The organism is Salipiger bermudensis, assembly GCF_020171625.1.
GTDB lineage: Bacteria > Pseudomonadota > Alphaproteobacteria > Rhodobacterales > Rhodobacteraceae > Salipiger > Salipiger bermudensis_B.
In genome coordinates this window covers 214,720-238,782 of record NZ_JAIUZY010000005.1, presented here as the reverse complement: position 1 = coordinate 238,782, position 24,063 = coordinate 214,720, and the positions used below count along the sequence as shown (strand labels likewise).

The window sequence follows — 24,063 nt, the reverse complement described above, 5'->3', positions numbered from 1 at the left end:
GACTTCAACGGCTAGTGTCGGAAACGAAAAAAGGCACCACAGATTGTGGTGCCTTTTTATTCGTCTAAAAATCGTGTGTGGCTTTTCAGCCCAGCGATTTCACCCGCGATGCGAGGCGCGACATCTTCCGCGATGCGGTGTTCTTGTGGAACACGCCTTTGGTCACACCGCGCATCAGCTCGGGCTGAGCGGCAGCCAGTGCGGCCTTGGCGGCGTCCTGGTCGCCCGAGGCAATCGCCTCTTCGACCTTGCGAAGGTAGGTGCGGATGCGCGAACGGCGCGCTTTGTTGATCGCAAAACGCTTCTCGTTCTGACGGGCGCGCTTCTTCGCCTGGGGGGTATTAGCCATGATGATCAGTCCTCTGTCTTCTGCCCCCTCGCATGGGGGTCAACGGTATCCGGGTCGCGCAATGGCACTCTGACCCGGACGAATTACCGGACCGATTCTTGCCTGAGCGGGCATCACGCGCATGTAGCAGCGGCGCATATACCAAAACTTCAGCCTTGCAAACCCCGATGCGCGCCGAAACGGCCCCGGAGGTCGCAGAATCGTCTCCGAACCCCTATATTCGGAGTCCTGCCGATGCAGGACGGTTCATTCTGAAAGGAGGAATCAGAGATGAATGCGATGCAGATTTCCGAATACGCCCAGTCGCTCTACCGCGCCCATGGTGGCCGGGCCGAGGCCGAGGCCGCGCAGAAGGCGCGGGCCTGCGAAGAGGCCGGCAACACCGGCCAGGCCGAGGACTGGCGCGCCATCCAGGCCGCAATCCGCAGCCGCCGCGGCGCGCTTCAGGGCTAGGCCTGAAATGCGAACGGCCCGCCGGTCAGGGCGGGCCGTTCGATCAGTTGCGATCATGCGTGAGGCAGATCAGCGGTCGCGGAACTGCGCGGTGCGCTTTTCCTGGAAGGCCGCCATGCCCTCCTTCTGATCCTCGGTCGCGAAGAGCGAGTGGAACAGCCGGCGCTCGAAGAGCAGGCCTTCGGTGAGCGTGGTCTCGTAAGACCGGTTCACCGCCTGCTTGGCCGCGATGGTGGCGAGGATCGATTTTTCGGCGATCTTCTCGGCGGCCTGCTTGGTCTCGTCGATGAGTTGCTTGGCCGGCACGATGCGGCTCACCAGCCCGGCCCGCTCGGCCTCTTCGGCATCCATGAAGCGCCCGGTGAGGTGCATGTCCATCGACTTGGACTTGCCCACATAGCGCGTCAGGCGCTGCGTGCCGCCGATGCCGGCGATGACCCCGAGGTTGATCTCGGGCTGGCCGAACTTGGCGTTGTCGGCGGCGATGATGAAGTCGCACATCATTGCCAGTTCGCAACCGCCGCCCAGCGCGTAGCCCGCCACCGCGGCGATGATCGGCTTGCGCACCCGGGCCACGGCGTCGGTCGCCGGCTCGAAGAAATCTCCGAGATACATGTCGACAAAGCTCTTCTCGGACATCTCCTTGATGTCCGCACCGGCGGCAAAGGCCTTGGCCGAGCCGGTCACGATGATGCAGCGCACCTTGTCATTGCCGTCCAGCTCGCCCAGCGCCTGCGCCAGTTCCTGCAGCAGGTGGCTGTTGAGGGCGTTGAGGGCATCCGGGCGATTGAGTGTGATCGTTGCGACGTGGTCATCTATTTCGACGATGATCGTCTCATAGGCCATGACTTCGGGCTCCCGTCCGTTAGCGTCAGACGGCAGACTTACCAGCTTGGCCCTCGCAATCAAGTTATCTTTGGCACCGCGGACAATAGAACGAAGACCGCCCCGATTGAACCATCCGGTGCACGGTATCACCGCAATCGGGGGTCCGGCAGGGCTGCCCCTCGCGCCCGTAGACATCGAAGCTGTGCTGAAAATATCCAAGCTCGCCATCGGCTTGGCGGAAGTCCCGCAGGCTTGATCCGCCCGCCGCGATGGCCTCTTCCAGCACCTCGCGGATCACCGGCACCAGCGAGGCGATGCGCTTCTCCGAGATCCGTCTGACGCGACGTCCCGGATGGATTCCGCAGCGATAGAGCGCCTCGCAGACGTAGATATTGCCAAGCCCCGCGACGATCTTCTGATCGAGCAGCGCCGACTTGATCGGCATGTTGCGCCCCGCCAGCGCCGCCACGAGATGGGATTCGCTGAACCCGTTGCCAAGCGGTTCCGGCCCCAGCGCCGCGAGCAGCGGGTGAGACTCGGCCGTGGCGGTGGGCATCAGGTCCATCGCCCCGAAGCGGCGCGGGTCGTTGAACGTGACCCGGACGCCATCGGCCATGTCGAGCACCACGTGGTCGTGCTTTTCCGGCGCCGGGTGGTCGTGCACGAAGCGCCCGAGCGTGTCGCCCGAAACCAGCATCCGCCCCGTCATGCCAAGGTGGATCAGCAACGTCTCGCCGCTGTCGAGATCGGCGAGGACGTATTTCGACCGTCGCCGCAGCTGGAGGATCCCTGCCCCGGTCAGCCGCTCGGCCATGCGCTCGGGAAAGGGCCAGCGCAGGTCGGGCCGGTTGACCTGTGCCTGCGCGATGCGGTTGCCCTCCATCACGGGGGCGAGGCCACGGCGCACGGTTTCCACCTCGGGCAATTCGGGCATGTTCTCTCCGGGTCACAGCGTCTTGTCGAAGGGTCGCATTGCAGCGCGCCCCCCGCGCCCTATAAGGAGATGCAGCAGCAAAACGGCAAGACCCATGACCGATGACACCCAGAAAACCACGCATTTCGGCTTCACCGACATCCCCGAGACCGAGAAGGCCGGTCGCGTGCAGGGCGTCTTCAACTCGGTGGCGTCGAAATATGACGTGATGAACGATGCCATGTCGCTTGGCATCCACCGGGTCTGGAAGGACGCGATGATGGATTGGCTGGCCCCGCGCCCGGGGCAGCGTCTGCTCGACGTGGCCGGCGGCACCGGCGACATCTCGTTCCGGTTCCTCAAGCGCGCGGGCCGCGGCCATGCAACCGTGCTTGACCTGACCGAGCCGATGTTGGTCGAGGGTCGCAAGCGCGCCGATGCCGCGGCGATGGCCGAACAGCTCGACTGGGTGGTGGGCGACGCCATGGCCCTGCCCTTCCCCGACAACAGCTTCGACGTCTACACCATCTCCTTCGGCATTCGGAACGTCACCCGCCCGCAGGAGGCGCTGAACGAGGCGTTCCGCGTGCTCAAGCCCGGCGGCCGGCTGATGGTGCTCGAATTCAGCCAGATTCCCAACGACATGATGCAGAAGGCCTATGACCTCTATTCCTTCAACATCATCCCGCGCATGGGCCAGATGATCGCGGGCGACCGCGACAGCTATCAATATCTTGTGGAATCGATCCGCAAGTTCCCCGACCAGGAGACCTTTCTCGGGATGCTGCGCGCCGCCGGGTTCGGCAACGCCAAGTACCGCAACCTGAGCATGGGCATCGCCTGCCTGCATTCCGGCTGGAAACTCTAGGCCATGCGCGGACCGCACAATATCTGGCGCCTGATCCGCACTGGCGCCACCTTCGAGCGCACCGGCGCCATGGGCGTGGTGCTCGACGCGTTCGACGCGCCGCGCATGGTGCGCATCGCCTTCCGGACGCTCGTCTGGCCGTTCAAATGGACCGGCATCGAGGGGGACCCGTCGATGCCCCCCGCCCCCCGCGCGCTGACCGCGCTCGGGCCCGCCTACATCAAGTTCGGCCAGATCCTCTCGACCCGGCCAGACGTGGTCGGTCAGGATCTCGCCAATCAGCTTCGCGTGCTGCAGGACAAGCTTCCGCCCTTCGGCATCGAACAGGCCGAGCGCCAGATCGAGGCCGAGCTGGGCGCCCCGGTCTCGGAGATCTTCAGCGAGTTCAGCGCCCCCGTTGCCGCCGCCTCGATCGCGCAGGTCCACAAGGCGCGCCGCGCCGACACCGGTGACATCGTTGCCGTCAAGGTGCTGCGCCCAGGCATCGAACGCGCCTTCCGCACCGATATCGATGCGTTCTACTTCGCCGCGGACATGATCGAGACGCTGGCACCCTCCGCGCGTCGGCTGCGACCCCGGGATGTGATCTCGCACTTCGAGAGCGTCGTCATGGGCGAGCTCGACTTGCGGCTCGAATCCGCTGCCGCCTCCGAATACGCCGCCAACACCGCCGGCGATGCAGGCTTCGAGCTGCCTTCGATCGTCTGGGGGCTCTCGGGTCGCAGGGTGATGACCATGAGCTGGGCCGAGGGGGCGCCGCTGGGCGACAACGCCGCGCTCGACGCCGCCGGGCATGACCGCGAGCAGCTCAGCGAGCGAGTGTTGCAACTGTTCCTGAACCACGCCCTGCGCGACGGTTTCTTCCACGCCGACATGCATCAGGGCAACCTCAAGGTCGCGCCGAACGGCAACATCATCGCCTATGATTTCGGCATCATGGGCCATATCGACGAGTACACCCGCCGGGTCTATGCCGAGATCCTCTACGGCTTCATCCGGCGCGACTACAAGCGCGTCGCCGAGGTGCATTTCGAGGCCGGCTACGTGCCCGCCGATCGCGATGTCGACGAATTCGCCCGCGCGCTGCGCGCCGTCGGGGAGCCGATCTTCGGCATGGACGCCACGCGAATTTCGATGGCACGTCTGCTTTCCTACCTGTTCGAGGTCACCGAGCGGTTCGGAATGCAGACCCGGACCGAGCTGATTCTGCTGCAACGTACCATGGTGGTGGTCGAGGGCGTGGCGCGCTCGCTGAATCCGCGCATGAACATCTGGAACACCGCCAAGCCGGTGGTGGAAGATTACATCAAGACCTCGATCGGGCCGCGCGCGGTGTTGCGCGATCTCGTGCAGACCGCCCAGGTGCTTGGTCGTTTCGGGCCACGCCTGCCGGGTCTGGTCGAGGCGGCGCTGATCCGTCAGGCCGAAGACGACAGCCCTCCGAAACGCAGCCCATGGCGCGTTCGGCTCGGCTGGGGCGGCGTTGGTGCGGCGCTCGCGGCGGCGCTCATGCTTGTCTGGCAGGCGCTGGCCTGATACGTCAGCGGCCTGATCTCTTGGGGGAGGACGCGCATGTCCACCGCGAAAACCGCGCTCGTGACCGGGTCGGCCGGCTTTATCGGATTTCACCTGTCGCAGCGCCTTCTGCACGAAGGTTACCGCGTCATCGGTTTCGACGCGATGAGCGATTACTACGATGTCACCCTGAAGCAGCGCCGGCACGCGATCCTCGGCGACCACGCGGCGTTCGAGCCGATCATCGCCAATATCGAGGATGAGGGCCGGCTGACCGAGCTGTGCCTGTCCGAGCGCCCTGAGATCATCATCCACCTCGCGGCGCAGGCCGGGGTGCGCTACTCGCTCGAGGCGCCGCGGTCCTACGTTCAGTCCAACCTCGTCGGCGCGCTCGAACTGCTCGAGGCGGCCCGGGCGGCACCACCGAAGCACCTCCTTATGGCCTCGACCTCGTCGGTTTACGGCGCCAACACCGAGATGCCGTATCGCGAAACAGCGAAGGCCGACCATCAAATGTCGTTCTATGCAGCGACGAAGAAAGCCAACGAGGCGATGGCCCAGTCCTACGCGCATCTCTATGGGCTGCCGATCACCATGTTCCGCTTCTTCACGGTGTACGGGCCGTGGGGTCGCCCCGACATGGCGCTGTTCAAATTCGTGAAGGCGATCCTCGAGGGCCGCCCGATCGACATCTACAACCACGGCGACATGCGGCGCGATTTCACCTATATCGATGATCTGATCGAAGGTCTCGTCCGCCTGATCGGCCAGCCGCCGGTGCAGGGCGCGCCGGTCGAGGGTGACAGCCTGTCCCCCGTGGCGCCCTGGCGGGTGCTCAACGTCGGGCACGGCGCGCCGGAACGGCTCGAGGATTTCGTGACCGCCATCGAGCAGGCTCTCGGAACGCCGGCTCTGCGCAATTACATGGACATGCAGCCCGGCGACGTTCCCGCGACATGGGCAGACAATGCGCTGCTGACCCGCCTGACCGGCCCCTTGCCGCGAACCCCGCTTGCGGATGGCGTCGCGGCTTTTGTCGACTGGTACAAATCCTACTACGCCAACGCGAACTAGGCGCGGCGCCGGGTTGCGCGAGACGCGCATCAGCGCAGGGCTGTGACAGAGTTGGCATCGATTTCGCTGCCACCTGACAGGGTCAGCAGCGTGGCATCCCCCTCGCGGCGCACCTCGATCACCGGATTGTAGACCTTGGCGGGCTGCTGCGCGACGATGGTGCCGCCGGACAGGCTCTCGACCTCGAAACTGTAAATCCCGGATGCGATCGATGACTCGCCACCGTCGAGCCCTCGCCATGCGACGAGCGGCTCCGACGGATCAAGTGACAGCCGCTGAACGACGGCCCCCCCAGCATCGCGCACCACGAGCCGGGCCGCATCCGCGCCGGGCGCGACGTCCGGCCGAAGCACCAGCGGGGTTCCGTCAAAGCGCACTGCGTCCTCCGCCAGAACGTCCCGCCCGATCCATGACCCGAGCTGCTGCAACGTGCCTCCGGTCATGGCCTGCGCGAGATCCGCAAGAAGATCATTGGTCAGCACCTGCTGCTCCACCGAGGAAAAGGTCGCAAGCTGGGTGGCATAATCCGTGGAATCGACAGGATTGAGCGGATCTTGGTTCTTCATCTGCGCGGTCAGCATCTTCAAAAACGTCTCGAAATCGCTGCTCAGAACCGCCGCGTTCTTGGTTTGCTCTTCGCGCGCTGCCCCGTCTGGCCCGGCGCGTCCAGCCGGGATGGCGCCCGTTACCGCACTGCTTTCCATGACATTCTCCCTATAGTCTCAAATCCAAACCTTCGGAGACCGGCGAGTCCGGGACCGGGACCGCTGCCTCTGTCACCGCGCGCCCGCCGGCGTCCGATTCGGAAACACCGGCCTCTCCTGGTGGGCCCGACCGGTACCCGGGCCGTTCTTCACCAAAGCTGAAGCTCGCCGATTCATAGCCCAGATCCGAGAGGTGCCGGGCCAGTTGATCGATATTGCGGCGCAGAAGATCGAGCGTTTCCGGTCGATCTGCGCTCACGCTCAGGATGAGCCCGGTTTCACCCTGGCCAATGCGGAACCTCAGCTGACCGAGTTCTTCCGGCCTCAGCTTAAGCTCGATCACCTGCTCCTGCGCATCCACCGCGGCGGACATCGCCTCGGCAGCCTGGCGCAGCACCGACCCGGCCACCTCACGCGGCACAAGGCTGGCCCCGTGGCCAGTGGGCGAGACCGGGCCCTGCGCCGATCCGCCGCCCGGCAGCGGGGCCGTGGTCAGGTCTTCTGACAGCGGCTCCTCTAGATCGATCACGGGCGAAATGACCGAGATCGCGGGGCGCTCGCAGAGCGCATCTGTCACCGGCGGCGTCAGCAGCGCCCCCGGTACGCCGCCGCCACCCCTTACGGCACGACTGGCGAGGGCCTCCACGAGTCCCTGTCCATGATCCTGGACGCGACGCCGCGTCTCGTTGATTGGCCCAAACTTCCGAGGCTCGACCCGCCTCTCTTCCGCGAGTGCGGGTTTGAGAAACGTCTCGTTTGGGGCCGAGACCGGCGCGGCGTTGGGCTCTCGCGCGGGGGAGGACGTTGGGGCCTGTGGGACAGGCATACCCTGAGCGCGACCGGGCTGATGGAGGACGGACGGGCCGGCGATAGGCTCGGAAGCGGCGCCATGATGGCCGGGCAACGACGACGCAAACCCCACTCGGTTCGGTGTTCCGCTCTCCCCTTGAGGCGGATGCACCGCCCGGATGGCCGCCTTATCCGTATCACCCGCCATACCCACCTTAACTTCCGCCGCGACACGGGCGTCGTCTCCGGGGCCGAATTCCACGCTCGGGCAGACCGCGACCGGCGCGACCGGGTTCATGCCGTTTTTCTCAGGCTCGGCTCTGACGCCTTCTTTTCCCTGAAGCACCATTGCGGGGCTGGCTTCAGAGGCGCCCCATCCGGCGGGTCGCCCTGTCTGGACGAGACGCACGTCGGCGACCGAAACCTCGGGGGGTATCCTGACCGGAGGTGTCGCTCGGCCGGGCACGCGAAGAGCGCTGCGTTCGTTCCGCACCTCGTCGGGCGCCGTTGTTTCTGTGTCTCGCGGAATATGAGATGCGAGCCGTGTACCCTGCGTCGCCAGGCGATCTGCGTCAGCGACAGCGCCATCTACGTGGATCGGTTCGCTCGCGCTCGCCCAACCACCTTTTGCGCCCGGCCTCTGCGGTTCGGGGCGACCGGTCGGCAAGCCCAGCGCAGAGCGTTGTTCCGTCCGAGGGTGGGAGGCGGCCTCCCCCGTGGGCATGACATAACCGTGCTTCGGTGCCCTCGGGCGGCTGGTTTCGACTGAGCCCCGCTCTGTCATCGGCGCGGGGGCCACCCAATCCGGCTGCCCGTGGCGCGAAGGCCGCCCGTTGCCCGCCTCCGCGCGCGGCTTGGGCTCTGTATCGCTAGACGCGATGGGAACAGGGGACGCCGTCCAAGTGTACCTCTTGTCTGGTTGCGAGAGAGGAGGACTGCCGGAGGCACCTCTGAGAGCATCCTCGGAGGGAACAAACCTCTCTGCTTTGACACGGCTGGTGCCCTGGACAGAGGTGGCGGGCATCGAGACGCCCCGCCGCTCGACGACACCGGGAAGCATGGCTGGCTGTCGGGCATCCGCCTGCGTGCTCGTGGAAAGTGCCTGACTTGAAATGGAACCGGACATCTCCCTCGGTTCGGGCCGGATCTGTGGTTCCGCCCCAAACCGGTCTCGCCGTCGCGGCCTCTGCGACTCGGAAGAAGCGGGGTCAGTGCCGGTAGGTGGCACGGCGCCCCGCCTTGTTTGGCTGCGGGTCTTTTCGCCCTCAGAGATCGCTCGGAGAAAGGAGGCACCGGCCCGTTCCACGGGTGATGCTTTCACCGGCATGATCGGGTCGTTGCCAGATCGCTTCAAGGGCGGCTGCTCGGGCAAAGCAGGTCCGTTCGATACGGGCGGCCGCGTTTGATCCGCCGCCGATGCCCGCGGCTTGGCACGACTGCTCTCGCGCGGGCCGCGCATTTCAGTGGGACGATCCCGCGAAGCGCCGGTCGACACGGCCCTGTTCTCGGTTTTGAACGGCGCATGAGCTTCGCCTCGACCTGGATCACGGTGCAAATCCCGAAGGAAAGCCGCCTCGTCCCTGCCCTCTGCCAGTGCAGAATCGCTTGCGAGCGGATCGACATCCACCCCATCCGTCGTCTGCCCCTGATCATCGGGCGTTCTAGCCTCGGGCTCATCAGCTTTCGTCTCCGAAGCCTCTTCGCCCTCTTCCGCTTCTGCGGAATCCGAAGTGTCGTGGTCGAGCGCCGCGAACACGTCGGCGAACAGCCGTCCGTCCGCATCCGGCCCGGTTTCCCTCTCGCGGAGGGCCGTTGGCAGCGCGAGGTTCAGCAATCCTGACAGTGGCTTCAGCATGGTCGCTCCGGGAATTCTTCCGCTGAAGCCGGTCTAACGCGCTTTCCCTTACCACTTCTTTACCGGCGTCGGCACACTCTGCTTTCGTTCACTCGAATTGGAGAGACACATGGAAATCAACGGTCCACTCGCTCCTGACGGACGTGCCTCCCTGCGCAGCGCCGCGGTGGCGCTCGAAGCCAGTTTCCTGACCGAGATGCTGCGCGCTGCGGGTTTCAGCGAAAGCCGCGGAACCTTTGGAGGCGGCATTGGCGAGGACCAGTTCGCGTCGATGCTCGCGCGTGAACACGCCCATGCGCTGGCAGAAGCCGGCGGGATCGGGCTTGCCGAATCGATCTTTCAGTCACTCGTCAGGTCTTCCGATGACTGACCTGTCGGCCGATCCGTTCGACACGCTCGAAACGCTCCTGCGCCATGAGCGGGAGAGCCTTCTTGCCGGGGCGCTCGGTGACATTGCCCCCTTGATGGATGAAAAGATCGCTCTGATCTCGCAGCTGCGCGACGATCCGCCCGACGATGCAGAGCGGGTGCGACGCCTTCATGCGACCATGCTCCGTAATCAGACCCTTTTCGACCAGACCCTTGCGGGACTGCGCAACGCCGCGGAACGTGTCGGCACCATGCAGCAGCTGCGCCGCTCGATGGAGATCTACGATGCCACCGGGCGCCGGGCGACCATCGACACGCCCCCGTCGCAAAGGGTCGAGCGCCGGGCATGACGGATTTGCATTGAATTCAAGAAAGTTCAGCCAGCGGCCTTAGCGCTTCGTTAGCTTCCATGGCTCAAGGTCTGGCCTGCATCCGGCTCGGATGGCGCAGCGGGCAATCGGCTCGGTCTGCATTCGTCAGAAAGACGTTCAGAACGCCGGCCTCCGGCATATCGAAATACGGTGCAAAGCACCGCATGACCGCAAGGACGAACATCCATGTCTAGTATTCTGACGAACAACGGCGCCATGGTGGCGCTCCAGACCCTGAAGACCATCAACTCGAGCCTCGAAACCACGCAGGGCGAAATCTCCACGGGCAAACGCGTTGCCGATGCCAAGGACAATGCCGCTGTCTGGGCGATCTCAAAGGTGATGGAAGCCGACGTGAAGGGCTTCAAGGGCATCTCCGACAGTCTCAACCTCGGCGAATCCACCGTCGCGGTGGCGCGCTCCGCGTCGGAAACGGTTACTGAACTGCTCACCGACATCAAGGGCAAGATCGTTGCTGCGCAGGAAGAAAACGTCGACCGGGCCAAGATTCAGACGGATATCGACGCGCTGCGCGATCAAATCGATGCCGTGGTCGGGGCGGCCCAGTTCAACGGTCTGAACCTGCTGTCGAACACCGATTCGACCGCCGACTCGGGCAATATCAACGTCCTCGCGTCGCTCGACCGGTCGGGCACCGGGGTCGCCGCCTCCGACATCGCCGTGGCGAAGCAGGACCTCGGAACCGGCGCGGCCGCGACCGGCACCGTGAATCTAGACGTTTCTGTCAACACGACCGGTGTCGCCAGTGGCGCAACGGCCGAGTTTGTCACCTTTGACGGGGTCGGCGCGGACGACGAGCTTGTCGCCGGCGCAAACTTCAAAGTCACCGGCAGCGGCAACTTCGCAGGTGACGTCTCCGCCGAGGCGTACGATTTCTCTGCTGATGTCGAATACGTCGCCCGGGACGGCGACACTCTGGCCGACGTGACCTCCGCAATGGTTGAACGCTTGAACTTCCAGGCGGCATCCGATGGTCTGGATATCACATTCTCGGTCAACGGCACCAATGCAGGGCAGATCGACTTCACCAACAACTACGACGAAGCGATCTCTGACGACAACAGCGTCGTCGAACAATCCGACATCGCTGATATCGCAACGCTGGAAGCCGAAGCCGATGGCACCATCGGTGGCGGTCTGGAACTGCTGGCTGATTTCGACGTCACGACTGACGACGGAACCGACGCCGCTCTCGATGGGATCGAAGGTCTGCTTCAAACGGCCATCGACTCCGCCGCTGCTTTCGGTTCGGTGCAAGGTCGCATCGAGACCCAGACCGATTTCATCTCGAGCCTGATCGACTCGCTGAAATCCGGGATCGGCACTCTGGTCGACGCTGATATGGAAGAAGCCTCGGCCCGGCTTCAGGCGCTTCAGGTCCAGCAGCAGCTTGGTGTTCAGGCGCTTTCGATCGCCAACCAGGCCCCGCAGTCGCTGCTCTCGCTCTTCCAGTAAGGCCGAACCTCGGGGACCGGCCCGCCGGTCCCCGTATCGCTAGCACACCGCTTCATCCGAAACATAGTCGGAAGGTTCAGCCGTGAACGCGCAGATCATGGCGCAGCGCGCCTATACACAACCAACAACCAGTACGCGCACCGATCGGGCCATCGAGTATGACCTGCTCGCGCGCGTGACCCATCGCATCAAAGCCGAGGCAGAGGCTGGCCCCAAGGCCTATCCACGGCTTGTGCGAGCCCTCTACGACAACCGGCGCCTCTGGACTGCACTGGCTGTCGACGTGGCCAGCACCGAGAACGCTCTGCCGCAGGACCTGCGGGCTCAGATATTCTACCTCGCTGAATTCGTTCAGACGCATACCGGCAAGGTGCTCGCCCGCAAAGCGCGGCTCGCCCCCCTGCTTGAAGTCAATGCCGCCATCCTGCGCGGTCTTGGCGGCCAAGGGCCAGGCCGATGAGCGGCCTGGTTCTCAAACTCGGGCCGCGGGAACGGGTCCTGATCAACGGCGCCGTGATCGAGAATGGGGATCGCCGCAGCCGTCTTTCCATCGTCACGCCCAAGGCCAATATCCTGCGTTTGCGCGATGCGATCCACCCCGAAGAGGCGCGAACGCCGGTGCGCCGCCTCTGCTACATCACCCAATTGGTCCTGACCGGGGATATCGACCCGGACGACGCCCAGCGCCAGCTGATCCGCGGGATCGAAGAACTCAGTCGAATTCTCACCGACCCTGATAGTCGCGAGCTTCTGACCAAGGCGACAACAAGCTTGCTCGACGCGCAGTATTATCAATCTCTCAAGGCGCTCCGAAGCCTCATCCCGCGCGAGGACCGGCTGCTCGCCGCGCGGCAGCAATGACCTACACCCCCATGATAGGACGGCCGGGTCTGGTCGGATGGCAGATCCTGCAGAATACGATGGAGACGCAGCGGGCCGCCTTCAACAACACCCCCGGGATCACCCGCGAAGCAGCCTATTTCACCGACACCATCGGGAGCATTGGCTCGGCGGAGGACCTCGTCGGCAACCGGCGCTTGCTCAGCGTCGCGCTCACCGCCTTCGGCATGGAAGAGGAGATTGACAGCAAGTATCTTGTTCGCCGCCTCATCGAAGAAGGGACCGCGGGTGACGATGCGCTTGCGAACAAGCTGAATGACAGTCGATTCGTAGCACTCGCCGATGCGTTCGATTTCGAACCGGTGATTTCCCGGAAGACCCAGGAAGAGGGATTCGCAGAAGCGATCCTTGGCCGTTACGAAGATCGTGTTCGCGCCAATCTCGCGCAGACCCTAGCTGAACCGGACTACGTGGCAGACCCGGACTATGCTGCGCTTTTTGCCGCGCAGGTCGAGGAGAACCTCGAAATCTCGCGCGCCTACTTCACCGAGAAGATCGGCCTCATTTCCTCGGCGGAAGAGCTTTTGCTCGATCCGGAGCTACGGCAGATCGCGACGACCGCGTTCGAGCTTGGCGACCGCGCGAACAGCACGACGGTGCTCCGCCGCGCGCTCGAAGAGAACCCCGCTGAACCGAACGCCCTGTCGAACGTGCTGAAGGACGATAACCTCCGTGCCTTTGCGACGGCATTCGCGTTCTACGACACCAAAACCAGCACCGTGCTTCAGACCGACTCGTTTGCCTCGAACATCACCGAACAGTTCCGGTGGCAGCGCTTTGAGGACGCTGTCAGCGAAGTCGACCAGGCGATCGGCACGGCGCTGAAATTCCAGCGCTCCGTACCCGAGCTTGCGGCGAATGACCTCAGCGAAACTGCTAAATGGTACAATGTTCTCGGCAGCACCATGATGCGCGAGGTCTTCGAGACCGCGCTTTCCCTGCCGGACGGGTTCAGCCAGATCGATCTCGACAAACAGGTCGAGGTCATCTCGGACAAGGCGCGACAGCGCTTCGGGATCGAAACGTTCTCGGACCTGGAGGACCCGAAGACCCTGAACGGAATCGTCCAAAGCTATCTCCTGCAGGAGCAGATATCACAGACCGGCGCCTACGGCTCGCAACAGATCGCGCTCTCCCTGCTCGGCACCATTCGCTACGACCGAAACAGAGCCTAAGTCACTCAGCCGGTCGCTGACAGGCGCCTCTTTTGATGTGACGATCTGGCGCCGGAACGGCGCAGGATCAGCCGAAGCTGATTGAACGCGGCATGTGGCCCATGCGGCGCCTCTTCGGAGACAAAGGCATCGAGGTCGGGCCAGGCTCTGATGGCTTGATCCAGCAGCGGATCCTCACCCTCCCGGTAAAGCCCCGCGCGGATCATCGTCTCGGATCGAGCGTAGGCGCCAAGCAGATGGCGCGCTTGATGGAGTGCGTCGTTCTCCTCCTCGCTCGCCGCCTCGGGCAGGCTGCGCGACACGGAGCGCAAGACATCGATCGCCGGAAACCGGCCCCGTTCCGCGATCTCACGGCTCAGGACGACGTGGCCATCAAGCGCTCCGCGCAGAATATCGGCGATGGGCTCTTCCATGTCGGACCCGGCGACAAGAACGCTGAAAATCGCCGTGATGTCTCCGGCGCCGGCCAGCCCCGGCCCCGCCCGTTCGGCCAGTCGCATGATCTGATTTGCGGTCGAGGGCGGGAAGCCACGCAGCGCCGGCATTTCTCCGGCGGCAACCGCCACCTCGCGATGCGCCTCGGCGAACCGGGTGATCGAATCGGCAAGCAACAAAACCTGCTGGCCGGCGTCGCGAAAATGCTCCGCCACCGTCATCGCGGCAAGCGCGCAGCGCCGCCGTTCGAGCGGCGAACGATCCGAGCTCGCCGCGACCACAACGCTGCGCGCCATCCCCTCGGGGCCGAGAACATCGTGCACGAAATCATGCACCTCGCGCCCCCGCTCGCCGATCAGCGCCAGCACGACGACATCCGCCTCGACGCCGCGGGCGAGCGAGGCCAAAAGCCGGGATTTGCCCACGCCGGAGCCTGCAAACAGCCCCACACGCTGCCCCCGCACGATCGGCAGAAAGGTGTCGAACGCGGCGAGACCGCTGCCCAGCCGCCCCCCGAGACCACGGCGCTGCGCCGCGGGGGGCGGGCTTGCACGAAATGGCCGCCGACGCGGCCCGGGCGCAAGCGGGCGACCGTCGAGCGGCTGCCCGTACGGGTCGATCACCCGTCCCACCCACGCGTCCGCGGGCGCCAGAACCGGCGGGCCGAGAACAGCCACCCGATCCCCCTGGGCGACACCTTCGGGAGCCTCGTCGGGCAGCATCGCGACCAGATCTTCACGCAGGCGCAGCACCTCTCCGTCGAGCGCGCCGCGGGCATGATAGAGCCGCACGCGATCGCCGATGCAGGCCAGATGCGCGAGGCCGCGCACCCATACGACCGTGCCGTCCACCGCCCGCACGCGCCCCACCGCGCGTGCCGGACGGATCTGCGTGATCTGCGTCAGCACACCGTTGAGTTCAAGTTTCTCCATCAGGCGCCCCCTTCAGCGGTCTCAAACCATTTCTAAAGGAATCAGCCTTAAGCCTTGGTTGAAACCGATCGAGGGAGAAGCCCCGATGTTCCAAAACCTGAACGTTTTCCACACCGCCATGGCACTTGCGAAGCATTCCGGCTTGCGGCAGGCACTGAGCGCGCAAAACATCGCAAACGCCGACACGCCCGGCTATCGCGCGCTCGAGATCCCTGATTTCGAAGCCACGCTTCGCGGGTCCGACCATCACCAGCGCGCCACCCGTGACAGGCATTTGCACGGGGCGCTTCCGGATCATGTGCCCGAGCCGACGCTGCGCCGGGACAGTGTCGATCCAAACGGGAATTCAGTCTCTATCGAAGGGGAAATGATGACGGCGGTCGAGGCGTCGCGCGGTCATGGCCGCGCGCTGTCGATCTACCGATCAAGCCTGAACATCCTTCGCGTGAGCCTCGGGCGCTAGAGATGGAGGTGGAGTGAATGAGTGCCTTTTCCGATGCCCTGTCGGTCTCGTCCAGCGGGTTGCGTGCCCAGGCCGACCGTTTGCGGGTGGTGTCCGAGAACATCGCCAATGTCGACACGCCAGGCTATCGTCGCAAGACACTGCCCTTCGAGTCCGGGGAGGGGAATAGCAGCGTTCAGACCGTGCAGGCCGGGGAGACGCGACTCGACCGCAGCGATCTCGAACGGATCTGGGATCCTCAGCATCCCCTCGCCGATCCGTCCGGCTTCTACGAGGGCACCAATGTCGATCTGATAGTCGAGCTGGCCGACGCCCGCGAGGCGCAGCGCAGCTACGAAGCCAACCTGAAAATGTTCGAACAGACGCGCCAGATGTCCAGCAATCTGATGGATCTGCTGCGTCGCGGATAAGGCCCAATATCGCATGAAAGGAGACCAGAATGGACGTCCGATCGCTTTTGGCCGCGCAGACATACGCGGCGCAGCGCCCCGCAACCGAGCCTCAGCCCAAGACCCACAGCGCCGCGGCTAGGCTGAACGATGCCGCGCAGGATTTCGCGGCCACCCTGAACGAGGCCGAGACCACCGCGACCGCGGCCATGGCCGGAGATGCCGATCCACACGCGCTGGTTCAGGCGCTGGCCCAGTCCGAGCTTGCGGTCGAGACGGTCGTGGCGCTGCGCAACAAGGTCGTCGAAGCCTATCAGGAACTCCTGCGGATGCCGGTCTGAGCCATGCTGAGTGAAACCATCTTCTATGACACGCTGAGGCAGGGCCTCTGGATCGCGACCATCACCTCGGTGCCGATCCTCAGCGCGGCGCTTTTCGCGGGTGTCGGCGTCGGCCTGTTTCAGGCGCTGACCTCCGTGCAGGAGATGACGCTGACCTTCGTCCCGAAGCTGCTCGCCATCGTCGTGGTGTTCTGGATGTCGATGAGCTTCATGTCCGAAACGCTGGTCGGTTTCTTCCAGGGGCGGATCATCCCCGTCATCACCGGGGGCTGACATGGGCATCACCAACTACACCACCATGTCCCGGCAACAGGGCCTGATGCGTGAGATGCGGATGGTGGCGAACAACATCGCCAACATGGCGACGACCGGATACCGTCAGCAGGGCGTGGTGTTCTCGGAATACGTGCGCCAGACCGACCGGGACGGCAGCGTCGCCATGTCGGCGAGCCGGGTGCGAAACACCTCTCTCGCACAGGGCGCCCTGACCCGCACGGGGGGCCAGCTGGACCTTGCCATCGAGGGCGACGGCTTCTTCCTGGTGCAGACCCCGGCCGGCGAGCGCCTGACCCGCGCGGGCAATTTCGCCAGCAGCTCGGCCGGTGATCTCGTCACGCAGGATGGGCATCCGGTGCTCGATTCCGGCGGTGCACCAGTGTTCATCCCGCCGGACGCCACCGATCTCGCCATCGGTCAGGATGGCACGATCAGCAGCAACGGCGCGCCGATCGGCCAGATCGGCATCGTGCAACCGCTCGATCCGGGGGCGCTGATCCGCGAGGGCGGTGTGCTGTTCCGCGCCGAGGCCGGATATGACCCGGCCGAAGCCCCGCGCGTGCGGCAGGGCTTCGTCGAAAGCGCGAACGTCGACCCGATCCTGCAGATCGCCCGCATGATCGAGGTCCAGCGCGCCTACGAGATGGGCCAGAATTTCCTGCAGCGCGAAGATGAACGCGTCCGCGCGGCCATCAAGTCCATGATCACATGAGGAGAGCGTTATGCGTGCCCTGAAAATCGCCGCGACCGGGATGAGCGCCCAGCAGATGCGGGTCGAGGTCATCTCGAACAACCTCTCGAACATGAGCACGACCGGCTACAATGCCCGCCGGGCCGAGTTCGCCGATCTGCACTATCAACAGGTCGCCCGCGCCGGCACGGTCAATGCCGCCGACGGGACCATGCTGCCGACCGGGGTTCAGCTGGGCCTCGGAGCCCGGCCGTCGGCGGTCACGATGAAGCTGGCGCAGGGCGCATTGTCCCAGACCGGCGGCGATCTGGATCTGGCCATCGAAGGCCGGGGCTACTTCGAGGTGACGCTGCCCTCGGGCCTTGCGGGATACACCCGCGACGGCGCGCTGAAGCGCAATGGCGAGGGCCTGGTCGTCACCTCCGACGGCTTGCCCGTCGCGCCGGAGATCGTCATCCCCGACGACGCCACGAGCCTGTCGATCAACGCCGAGGGAGAGATCTACGCCTATTTCGACGACGCGGTCGAAGCCCAGCTTCTGGGTCAGCTCACCCTTGTCGGATTCACCAACCCCAAGGGGCTCGAGGCGATCGGCGGCAATCTCTTCACCGAAACCGAAGCCTCCGGCCCGCCGATCCAGACCACCGCGGGGCAGGACGGTCTGGGCACTTTCCGGCACGGCTATCTCGAGGACAGCTCGGTCGATCCGGTCTACGAGATCACCGAACTGATCGAAGCCCAGCGCGGCTATGAGCTCAATTCCAAGGTCATCTCGGCGGCAGACCAGATGCTTGGCGCAACGGTTCAGGTGCGCTGATGCGACTGGCGCTGCTCCTCTGCCTCTTGGCGGTGGGCGCCGACGCCCAGACCGTGGTCGCGACCCGGACGGTGCGCGCGCAGGATATCGTTCCGGCGGATGCCGTCCGGCTCGAGCCTTCAGAGGTCCCCGGCGCCCATGACGCCCTTGAGGAGGTCATCGGACAGGAGGCCCGGGTCGCGCTCTACCCCGGGCGCGCGGTGATGCGCGGCGCCGTCGGCGCACCGGCGCTGGTCGAGCGCAACCAGATCGTCGAGCTGATCTTTGCCCGCAACGGGCTTCACATCGTGACCGAGGGGCGCGCGCTCGACCGGGCCGGTGCGGGCGAACGGGTTCGGGTGATGAACCTGTCCTCGCGCAGCACGCTGTTCGGAACCGTCACCGCCTCCGGGGCGGTGAGCGTTTTGGGAGACTGAACCATGCCCTGTCGCCACCTTTGCCTGCTCGGGTTCCTGTTCCTCCTCGGGTGCAGCCGTCTCGATCACCTCGGCAAGGCCCCGAGCTTCACGCCACAGGAGCAAAGCCCGGAGCGGCTTGCCATGGCCTATTCCGGGATTCCGACCGTGGCCCTGCCCGAACGCCGGACCGATCGCGCCTCGCTCTGGAGCCGGGAAAGAGGGTCGCTTCTGGGGGATCGGCGGGCGATGAAACGCGGCGACATCCTCACCGTGGTGATCGAGATCGACGATGAGGCCAGCATCTCGAACAGCACGTCGCGGTCGCGCTCCGGCTCCGAGAGCCTTTCGGTGCCGCAACTGCTGGGTATTCCGCAACGCATAGACGAGGATCTTCCCCTCGGGGCGACGATGGCGGACGCGGTCGATCTTGGCGGTCAGTCCGCCTCGGGCGGCGACGGTCAGGTCGCGCGCAGCGAAGAGCTCACCCTGCGGGTGGCGGCGACGATCACCGACGTGATGCCGAACGGGGTTCTCGCGATCGAGGGCGCGCAGGAGGTGCGGGTGAATTTCGAGCTTCGGGAATTGCTGGTGTCGGGCTTCGTCCGCCCCGAAGACATCACGCGCCAGAACGAGATCACCTATGACAAGATTGCCTCGGCCAAGATTTCCTATGGCGGCCGCGGCCAGATCAGCGACATGCAGCAACCGCGCTATGGCCAGCAGGTGCTCGACATGATCCTGCCGTTCTGACGAGGACACGATGAAAAAGCTCCTGCCTATTCTCCTGGCCCTGATCGGCACCGCGGCGGGGATCGGCGCCGGGATCGTCCTCGCGCCGGCGCCCCCGGCACACGAGGCCGGCGAATCCGCCGCGTCGGAGGACGGGCACGAGGCGCAAGCGCATGAAGGGGCCGAAGACCACTCCGAGCCCGGCGACGCGGAGGGAGAGGACGGCAATGAATACGTGCGGATGACAAACCAGTTCGTGGTGCCGGTCGTCGGCAATGACCGGGTCGACTCGCTCGTGGTCCTGTCGCTCAGTCTCGAGGTCGGTCCGGGCGGGTCAGAGGCCGTCTTTGCGCAGGAACCGAAACTGCGGGATGTCTTCCTTCGCGTCCTGTTCGACCATGCCAATATCGGCGGATTCGCGGGCAATTTCACCGAGCAGCACCGCATGGACCGGCTGCGCCGCGCCCTCTGGGAAGCTGCCCGCAACGTGATGGGCAAGGCCGTGATCGATGTCCTGATCACCGAGATCGCCCGGCAGGATTCCTGACGCCGGATCAGCCGCCCGGATCCCCCAGAGCCAGCCGCCAGAGCGCGTCCAACCCGATCTCTTCCCGTTGCAGCCGTTTGTTCCGCAGGGTGTCTCTCTCCTGCTGCCGCAAGCGTTCGGTTGCTTCGGTTCGGGCGAGCGCAAGCCTCGCATCCGCTAGGCTGTGCTCCTGACGCACGCGGCAGCGCGCCAGTTCTTGGTTCAGCTCCCCTCTGCGACGCGACAGCCAGCCCTGCCACAGCGTGTCGGCCCCAAGCAGCCGACGATCCGCGAGGCTCTCGGTCTCGGCGAAGGCGGTCTGTCTCAATCCGTCGATCCGCGCCAGTTCGTCCAGAAGGCGCCGCTCTTCGTCTCGGACGCGACGGTGCTGTTCAAAGGCCCGGTCCTGCAGAAGCCGGGTGAGCCGAGCAAGATCGGACTGCGCGCCGCTCATCGGCCGCCCCTCTTGCGACGCATGGTCTGGCGCATGTCCTCTGCGAAACGGATCGCCGCCGCCACCGGGCGGTAATGTTCGGGCGCGACCTGCTCCCCGATCCGGGTCGTGGCATGGAGCGCCCGCGCGGTGGGCGGATCGGAATGCAGCGGCACGCCCGCCTCTTCGGCGACCTCGCGGATCCGTCGGGCGACCTCGTCCATGCCCTTGGCGACACAGACCGGGGCCTCTCCGGGCTTGCGGCTCCAGGTCAGGGCGACGGCGTAGTGGGTCGGGTTGACGATCACCACGTCGGCGCGCGGCACATCGGCCATCATCTGGGTCAGGGCGATCTCCTGCGCCCGGGCGCGTCGGTGCTGCTTGAACATCGGATCGCCCTCGGCCTCCTTGTGCTCGTCCCGAAGCTCTTTCTGGGACATCCGGTTGCGTCGCAGATGCTCGGCGCGTTGCCAGAGATAATCGATCGCCCCGATGCACAGTGCCACCACCGCGGCAATCGCGAGCAGTTGCAGCATGAGAGTGGCCATGACGCTGGTGGCATCCGCCGGCGCGCCGCGCAGCACCCCGATGATGAGGTCGTGTTGCGACGATAGGAACAGGCCGAGCACGACCGAGTAGAGGGTCAGCTTGACGAAGCTCTTGAGAAACTCGAACAGGCCCCGCCGGCCGTACTTGTTGCGGGCATTCTCCACCGGGGAAAGGCGGCTGGCCTTCGGTGCGAGACGCTGCGGCGCAAACACCAGGCCCCGGGTCGCGAAGAGCGTGCAGAGCACCGCCGCCCCCGGCACCGCCAGCCACGGCAGCACCGGTTTCAGCACCGCGCTGAGCACCGTCGCCGACGGGGCCGTCGCCATGCCGCCGAAGAACAGGGCATCGATCTTCTCGGGATGCTCGATGAAGGGGAGCATCGCCTCGCCAAGGCCCAGCACCGTGCCCGCCCCGATCGAAACACCCGTCGCCAGCAGCCCCAGATAGGCTGCCGCGGTCAGCAGGTCCGGCGAGCGTGGTATCTCGCCCTTGCGGCGCGCCTCTTCGAGTTTGCGCGGCGAGGGTTCGTGGGATTTCTCGGCGGACTGGTCCTCTGCCATGGGCGCCTAGGGGGTCTGGCCGGAGAGGAACCGGTCGACGCTCGCCATCCAGACCGAGAGCATCAGGGGCGCCGTGACCATGAGCAGGACGATCGAACCGAAGGTAATCACCGGGGCGCCGACGAAGGCCACCATCAGCTGTGGCATCGCCTTGTTGATGAAGCCCAGCGTCAGGTTGTAGAGCGCCGAGAGGATCACGAACGGCGCGGCCAGCGTGAAGGCCAAGGCGAAGGCCATCGCGACATGCCCGCGCCCGGCCTGCGCGATGAGGGCCGGATCGGGCAGGTGCAGCGCCGGGAACAGCTCGAACGAGAGGATGATGAACGCGGCGACCTTGACGTGGAACCCCGTGCTCATCAGCAGCGCCAGCGCCGCCACCGTGAGGATGTGGCCGATCGCCGGCATCGGATCCGCGCCACTGTTGCCGAGCAGCTGCGCCAGAGAGGTGGACTGCGCCGCGATGCTGCCAGCGGTCTGCAGCGCGTGCATGAAGAGCCGAAGCCAGAGGCCGACGATCAAACCGGTCACGGATTCCGTCAGCAGCGCTCGGGCCACGGTGCCAAGACCCGGCGGCGGCAGCGGCAGAGAGGCACCGACCGCGGGCAGGACGGTGACGGTGAGCACGAGGCCGAGCGCCAGCCGCACCCGCATCGGCACCGTCTGCTCGCCCAGGCCCGGCAGCACCGCCATCATCGCGCCTATGCGCAGGAAAACGATCAGCGCGAGCCACCACCACTCGAGAAGCAGCGGCATCAGGCCGGTTGCCGCGCTCATGCCGGGACCACCCCGACCAGCGCCGGCTTGGCCTCAATCCCGATTTCTTCGAAGGACAGCACCGGGTTGGCGATCCCCTTGGCCGAAAGGATCGTCCGCAGGAAGCGCCGCCGGCGGGCGCTGGTGACAAGCGCCGGAAAAATCCCCCGGTTTCCGGCCTCGCCGACCTCTGCGGCAACACCGCTAGTCAGGCTCTCGAACAGGTCGGGCGGCAGGGCGACATCGAGCCCGCCGGCGGCCGCCTCGACCTGATAGGCCGAAAACGTGTCCTCCCATTCCGGGGAGAGCTGGATCAGGGGGATGGTGCCGTCCTTCCGGCGCATGGCCGCGACCAACTGGAACCCGATGCGCTGCCGGACATGCTCGCAGATGGCGTCGGGCCGCGCCTGCTGGCCCCGCATCTCGGAGATCGCCTCGAGGATCAGCGGCAGGTTGCGGATGCTGACCTGTTCCTCGAGCAGCAGCCGCAAAACCTGATGCAGGGTATCGATCTGCACCTTGTCCGGGATCAGTTCATCGAGCAGGCGACGGTTGGCTTCGGCCCGGGCGGGGTTGCTGAGGCTGACCATCTCGTCCAGCAGCCGGCGCAGCGATTTCAGCGTCAAGAGGCGGCCGAAATTCCGCTTTATGACCTCGAGCAGATGCGTCGCCAGCACCTCGGTCGGGGTCACGATGGTCGCCCCGGTCAGCGCCGCGCGGTCGCGATGTTCCGGCTTGACCCAGCGCGCCGGAGCGCCATAGACCGGCTCTGTCACGTCGCGCCCGCCGGGCAGGCTGGCATGATCGTCGGGCATCAGCGCCAGCACCAGATCCGGGTTGAGTTCTCCGCGCGCGACCTCGACGCCGTGAATCCGGATCAGGTAGATCCCGGTTTCGAGCGCCGGGGCGTCGGTCAGCCGGATCTCTGGCAGGATGATCCCGAACCCCGAGGCGATGTGGCGGCGCATATTGTCGATCCGCACGTCGAGCCCGGTGCCCGGATCGAGCACCATGTTTACGAGATCCGGCGCAAACTCGACATGGATCTCGTCGACATCGAGGACATCGCCGATGGGCCGCTCGCGCGGGGGCTCGGGCGTCTCGGTTTCGGGAGGATCGGTGGGCTCGGCTGCCCGGCGCGCCATGTAGATCGCGAGCCCCCCGAGCACGCCCGCGCCAAGGATGAACGGCAGGAACGGCAGACCCGGCACCAGCGCGAACAGGGCCATCAGCACCGCCACCGTGCCGAGCGCCGCGGGGTGCCGTGCAAGCTGCGCCGCCACGGCCACATCAGTTGCGCCGATCGCCCCGCCGCGCGCCAGAAGAAGCCCCGACGCGATCGAAATGATGACAGCCGGGATCTGCGACACGAGCCCGTCGCCGACGGTCAGGATGGCATAGGTCTCAAAGGCGCGGGACAGGGGCATCCCGTGGCCGAAAATCCCCATCACCATGCCCATCACCAAGTTCAGAAGGGTGATCAGGAGCCCCGCGACCGCATCGCCCTTGACGAATTTCGACGCGCCGTCCAGCGAGCCGAAGAAGGTCGTCTCCTGCTGTTCGCGTTCGCGCCGCGCCTTGGCCTCGGCGTGGTCAATGGCCCCCGCCGACATGTCGCTGTCGATCGCAAGCTGCTTGCCGGGCATCCCGTCGAGCGCGAAGCGCGCTCCGACCTCGGCCATGCGGGCCGCCCCCTTGGTGATCACCGCGAAATTCACGATCATCAAAACGCCGAACACCACCAGCCCGAGGAACACGCTGCCCCCCATGACAAAATTCGCGAACCCCTCGATCACATCGCCTGCAGCGGAGGTGCCGGTGTGGCCCTCGCCGATGATCAGCTTGGTCGAGCTTACGTTGAGCGAAAGGCGCAGCATGAGCGACGCCAGCAGGATCGTCGGGAAGGCGGAAAAATCCAGCGGACGCTCGATGAATAGGGTGACCGTGAAGATCAGGATCGCAAGGCCGAAGGACGCGGCAAGGCCGACATCCAGGATCCAGGCGGGCACCGGCAGGATCATCATCACGATGACCGCCATGAGCGCCACCGCAAGAAGCACGGTCGGTTTGAAGAACATGCCGGTGGTCATGCTGCGGGCTCTTTCGTGCCTTTGCGAGACCGGGATACCGCG

Annotated in this window: 30 protein-coding genes; 20 read left to right on the top strand and 10 right to left on the bottom strand. The window is 65.4% G+C overall.

The annotated features are described in order from the left end of the window. Positions 1 to 85: 85 nt before the first annotated feature. A complete protein-coding gene (gene rpsT, locus LCM15_RS10610; RefSeq protein WP_224856174.1) occupies positions 86 to 349 on the bottom strand; it encodes a 30S ribosomal protein S20 in 264 nt (87 codons plus the stop codon). Between the two features lie 270 nt (positions 350 to 619). Here rpsT and LCM15_RS10605 point away from each other — a divergent pair, with 270 nt between their 5' ends. Continuing rightward, entirely contained in the window at positions 620 to 802 is a 183-nt protein-coding gene (locus tag LCM15_RS10605; protein ID WP_224856172.1) for a hypothetical protein, read from the top strand. 69 nt (positions 803 to 871) lie between these two features. On the opposite strand, the gene LCM15_RS10600 is transcribed toward LCM15_RS10605, so the two are convergent. Together LCM15_RS10600 and mutM are read right to left on the bottom strand one after the other, a co-directional pair. Next, positions 872 to 1,648, bottom strand: a complete 777-nt coding sequence (locus LCM15_RS10600; RefSeq protein WP_224856169.1) for an enoyl-CoA hydratase — start codon at positions 1,646 to 1,648, stop codon at positions 872 to 874. Between the two features lie 64 nt (positions 1,649 to 1,712). Further along, positions 1,713 to 2,564, bottom strand: coding sequence for a bifunctional DNA-formamidopyrimidine glycosylase/DNA-(apurinic or apyrimidinic site) lyase (gene mutM / locus LCM15_RS10595; RefSeq protein WP_224856167.1), 852 nt, complete (start codon positions 2,562 to 2,564; stop codon positions 1,713 to 1,715). 94 nt (positions 2,565 to 2,658) lie between these two features. Between mutM and ubiE the strand changes: the two genes are divergently transcribed. Genes ubiE through LCM15_RS10580 form a run of 3 tightly spaced genes read left to right on the top strand, consistent with a single transcriptional unit; the run spans position 2,659 to position 6,000 of the window. Continuing rightward, the gene (gene ubiE / locus LCM15_RS10590) at positions 2,659 to 3,411 is read left to right on the top strand and encodes a bifunctional demethylmenaquinone methyltransferase/2-methoxy-6-polyprenyl-1,4-benzoquinol methylase UbiE (RefSeq protein WP_224856165.1); all 753 of its coding nucleotides are present in this window, start codon (positions 2,659 to 2,661) and stop codon (positions 3,409 to 3,411) included. A 3-nt stretch (positions 3,412 to 3,414) separates the two neighbouring features. Continuing rightward, positions 3,415 to 4,947 carry a 2-polyprenylphenol 6-hydroxylase gene (gene ubiB, locus LCM15_RS10585; protein ID WP_224856163.1) on the top strand — a complete coding sequence of 511 codons (1,533 nt, stop codon included), beginning with the start codon at positions 3,415 to 3,417 and terminating at the stop codon, positions 4,945 to 4,947. A 36-nt stretch (positions 4,948 to 4,983) separates the two neighbouring features. Next, positions 4,984 to 6,000 (top strand): NAD-dependent epimerase/dehydratase family protein, encoded by a 1,017-nt coding sequence (locus LCM15_RS10580; RefSeq protein ID WP_224856161.1) that lies wholly within the window; start codon positions 4,984 to 4,986, stop codon positions 5,998 to 6,000. A gap of 29 nt (positions 6,001 to 6,029) precedes the next feature. Here LCM15_RS10580 and LCM15_RS10575 read toward each other — a convergent pair whose 3' ends face one another. Both LCM15_RS10575 and LCM15_RS22840 read right to left on the bottom strand, forming a co-directional pair. Further along, complete coding sequence (locus tag LCM15_RS10575) at positions 6,030 to 6,704, bottom strand: flagellar hook capping FlgD N-terminal domain-containing protein (RefSeq protein ID WP_224856159.1); 675 nt, start codon at positions 6,702 to 6,704, stop codon at positions 6,030 to 6,032. Between the two features lie 10 nt (positions 6,705 to 6,714). Continuing rightward, positions 6,715 to 7,350, bottom strand: a complete 636-nt coding sequence (locus tag LCM15_RS22840) for a flagellar hook-length control protein FliK (RefSeq protein ID WP_224856157.1) — start codon at positions 7,348 to 7,350, stop codon at positions 6,715 to 6,717. Positions 7,351 to 9,015: 1,665 nt separating this feature from the next. Between LCM15_RS22840 and LCM15_RS10565 the strand changes: the two genes are divergently transcribed. The 7 genes from LCM15_RS10565 (at position 9,016) to LCM15_RS10535 (ending at position 13,639) form a co-directional block, all read left to right on the top strand. Beyond that, complete coding sequence (locus LCM15_RS10565; protein WP_224856155.1) at positions 9,016 to 9,333, top strand: hypothetical protein; 318 nt, start codon at positions 9,016 to 9,018, stop codon at positions 9,331 to 9,333. Positions 9,334 to 9,457: 124 nt separating this feature from the next. Continuing rightward, a complete protein-coding gene (locus LCM15_RS10560) occupies positions 9,458 to 9,718 on the top strand; it encodes a rod-binding protein (RefSeq protein WP_224856153.1) in 261 nt (86 codons plus the stop codon). Continuing rightward, positions 9,711 to 10,067 (top strand): flagellar protein FlgN, encoded by a 357-nt coding sequence (locus LCM15_RS10555; protein WP_224856151.1) that lies wholly within the window; start codon positions 9,711 to 9,713, stop codon positions 10,065 to 10,067. The genes LCM15_RS10560 and LCM15_RS10555 overlap by 8 nt, the downstream gene beginning before the upstream one ends. Positions 10,068 to 10,274: 207 nt before the next feature. Then, the gene (locus tag LCM15_RS10550) at positions 10,275 to 11,564 is read left to right on the top strand and encodes a flagellin (RefSeq protein ID WP_224856149.1); all 1,290 of its coding nucleotides are present in this window, start codon (positions 10,275 to 10,277) and stop codon (positions 11,562 to 11,564) included. An 82-nt stretch (positions 11,565 to 11,646) separates the two neighbouring features. Continuing rightward, the gene (flaF, locus tag LCM15_RS10545; RefSeq protein WP_224856147.1) at positions 11,647 to 12,024 is read left to right on the top strand and encodes a flagellar biosynthesis regulator FlaF; all 378 of its coding nucleotides are present in this window, start codon (positions 11,647 to 11,649) and stop codon (positions 12,022 to 12,024) included. Further along, positions 12,021 to 12,425: a flagellar biosynthesis repressor FlbT gene (gene flbT, locus LCM15_RS10540; RefSeq protein WP_224856145.1), complete on the top strand. Its 405-nt coding sequence runs from the start codon at positions 12,021 to 12,023 to the stop codon at positions 12,423 to 12,425. Before flaF ends, flbT begins: the two co-directional genes overlap by 4 nt. Next, positions 12,422 to 13,639 carry a DUF1217 domain-containing protein gene (locus LCM15_RS10535; RefSeq protein ID WP_224856143.1) on the top strand — a complete coding sequence of 406 codons (1,218 nt, stop codon included), beginning with the start codon at positions 12,422 to 12,424 and terminating at the stop codon, positions 13,637 to 13,639. The genes flbT and LCM15_RS10535 overlap by 4 nt, the downstream gene beginning before the upstream one ends. A 5-nt stretch (positions 13,640 to 13,644) precedes the next feature. On the opposite strand, the gene LCM15_RS10530 is transcribed toward LCM15_RS10535, so the two are convergent. Next, entirely contained in the window at positions 13,645 to 15,006 is a 1,362-nt protein-coding gene (locus LCM15_RS10530) for a FliI/YscN family ATPase (protein ID WP_224856142.1), read from the bottom strand. Between the two features lie 85 nt (positions 15,007 to 15,091). Between LCM15_RS10530 and LCM15_RS10525 the strand changes: the two genes are divergently transcribed. The 9 genes from LCM15_RS10525 to fliL are packed head-to-tail and all read left to right on the top strand — an operon-like array spanning position 15,092 to position 19,657. Next, complete coding sequence (locus tag LCM15_RS10525; protein WP_224856140.1) at positions 15,092 to 15,469, top strand: FlgB family protein; 378 nt, start codon at positions 15,092 to 15,094, stop codon at positions 15,467 to 15,469. Between the two features lie 17 nt (positions 15,470 to 15,486). Continuing rightward, positions 15,487 to 15,879, top strand: coding sequence for a flagellar basal body rod protein FlgC (flgC, locus tag LCM15_RS10520; RefSeq protein WP_224856138.1), 393 nt, complete (start codon positions 15,487 to 15,489; stop codon positions 15,877 to 15,879). Positions 15,880 to 15,908: 29 nt separating this feature from the next. After that, entirely contained in the window at positions 15,909 to 16,199 is a 291-nt protein-coding gene (gene fliE / locus LCM15_RS10515; RefSeq protein ID WP_224856135.1) for a flagellar hook-basal body complex protein FliE, read from the top strand. A gap of 3 nt (positions 16,200 to 16,202) precedes the next feature. Further along, a complete protein-coding gene (locus tag LCM15_RS10510; RefSeq protein ID WP_224856133.1) occupies positions 16,203 to 16,472 on the top strand; it encodes a flagellar biosynthetic protein FliQ in 270 nt (89 codons plus the stop codon). Between the two features lies 1 nt (position 16,473). Next, positions 16,474 to 17,187, top strand: coding sequence for a flagellar hook-basal body complex protein (locus tag LCM15_RS10505; RefSeq protein WP_224856131.1), 714 nt, complete (start codon positions 16,474 to 16,476; stop codon positions 17,185 to 17,187). Positions 17,188 to 17,197: 10 nt separating this feature from the next. Further along, entirely contained in the window at positions 17,198 to 17,983 is a 786-nt protein-coding gene (gene flgG / locus LCM15_RS10500) for a flagellar basal-body rod protein FlgG (RefSeq protein ID WP_224856129.1), read from the top strand. After that, complete coding sequence (gene flgA / locus LCM15_RS10495) at positions 17,983 to 18,399, top strand: flagellar basal body P-ring formation chaperone FlgA (RefSeq protein ID WP_224856127.1); 417 nt, start codon at positions 17,983 to 17,985, stop codon at positions 18,397 to 18,399. The genes flgG and flgA overlap by 1 nt, the downstream gene beginning before the upstream one ends. 3 nt (positions 18,400 to 18,402) lie before the next feature. Continuing rightward, entirely contained in the window at positions 18,403 to 19,131 is a 729-nt protein-coding gene (gene flgH / locus LCM15_RS10490) for a flagellar basal body L-ring protein FlgH (RefSeq protein WP_224856125.1), read from the top strand. Positions 19,132 to 19,141: 10 nt separating this feature from the next. Then, a complete protein-coding gene (gene fliL, locus LCM15_RS10485) occupies positions 19,142 to 19,657 on the top strand; it encodes a flagellar basal body-associated protein FliL (protein ID WP_224856123.1) in 516 nt (171 codons plus the stop codon). Positions 19,658 to 19,664: 7 nt separating this feature from the next. On the opposite strand, the gene LCM15_RS10480 is transcribed toward fliL, so the two are convergent. The 4 genes from LCM15_RS10480 to flhA are packed head-to-tail and all read right to left on the bottom strand — an operon-like array spanning position 19,665 to position 24,021. Continuing rightward, complete coding sequence (locus LCM15_RS10480) at positions 19,665 to 20,090, bottom strand: hypothetical protein (protein WP_224856121.1); 426 nt, start codon at positions 20,088 to 20,090, stop codon at positions 19,665 to 19,667. Beyond that, positions 20,087 to 21,178 carry a flagellar biosynthesis protein FlhB gene (locus tag LCM15_RS10475; protein WP_224856119.1) on the bottom strand — a complete coding sequence of 364 codons (1,092 nt, stop codon included), beginning with the start codon at positions 21,176 to 21,178 and terminating at the stop codon, positions 20,087 to 20,089. Before LCM15_RS10475 ends, LCM15_RS10480 begins: the two co-directional genes overlap by 4 nt. Positions 21,179 to 21,184: 6 nt before the next feature. Then, complete coding sequence (locus tag LCM15_RS10470; protein WP_224856117.1) at positions 21,185 to 21,952, bottom strand: flagellar biosynthetic protein FliR; 768 nt, start codon at positions 21,950 to 21,952, stop codon at positions 21,185 to 21,187. Then, positions 21,949 to 24,021 carry a flagellar biosynthesis protein FlhA gene (gene flhA / locus LCM15_RS10465; protein WP_224856115.1) on the bottom strand — a complete coding sequence of 691 codons (2,073 nt, stop codon included), beginning with the start codon at positions 24,019 to 24,021 and terminating at the stop codon, positions 21,949 to 21,951. The genes LCM15_RS10470 and flhA overlap by 4 nt, the downstream gene beginning before the upstream one ends. Positions 24,022 to 24,063 lie beyond the last annotated feature (42 nt).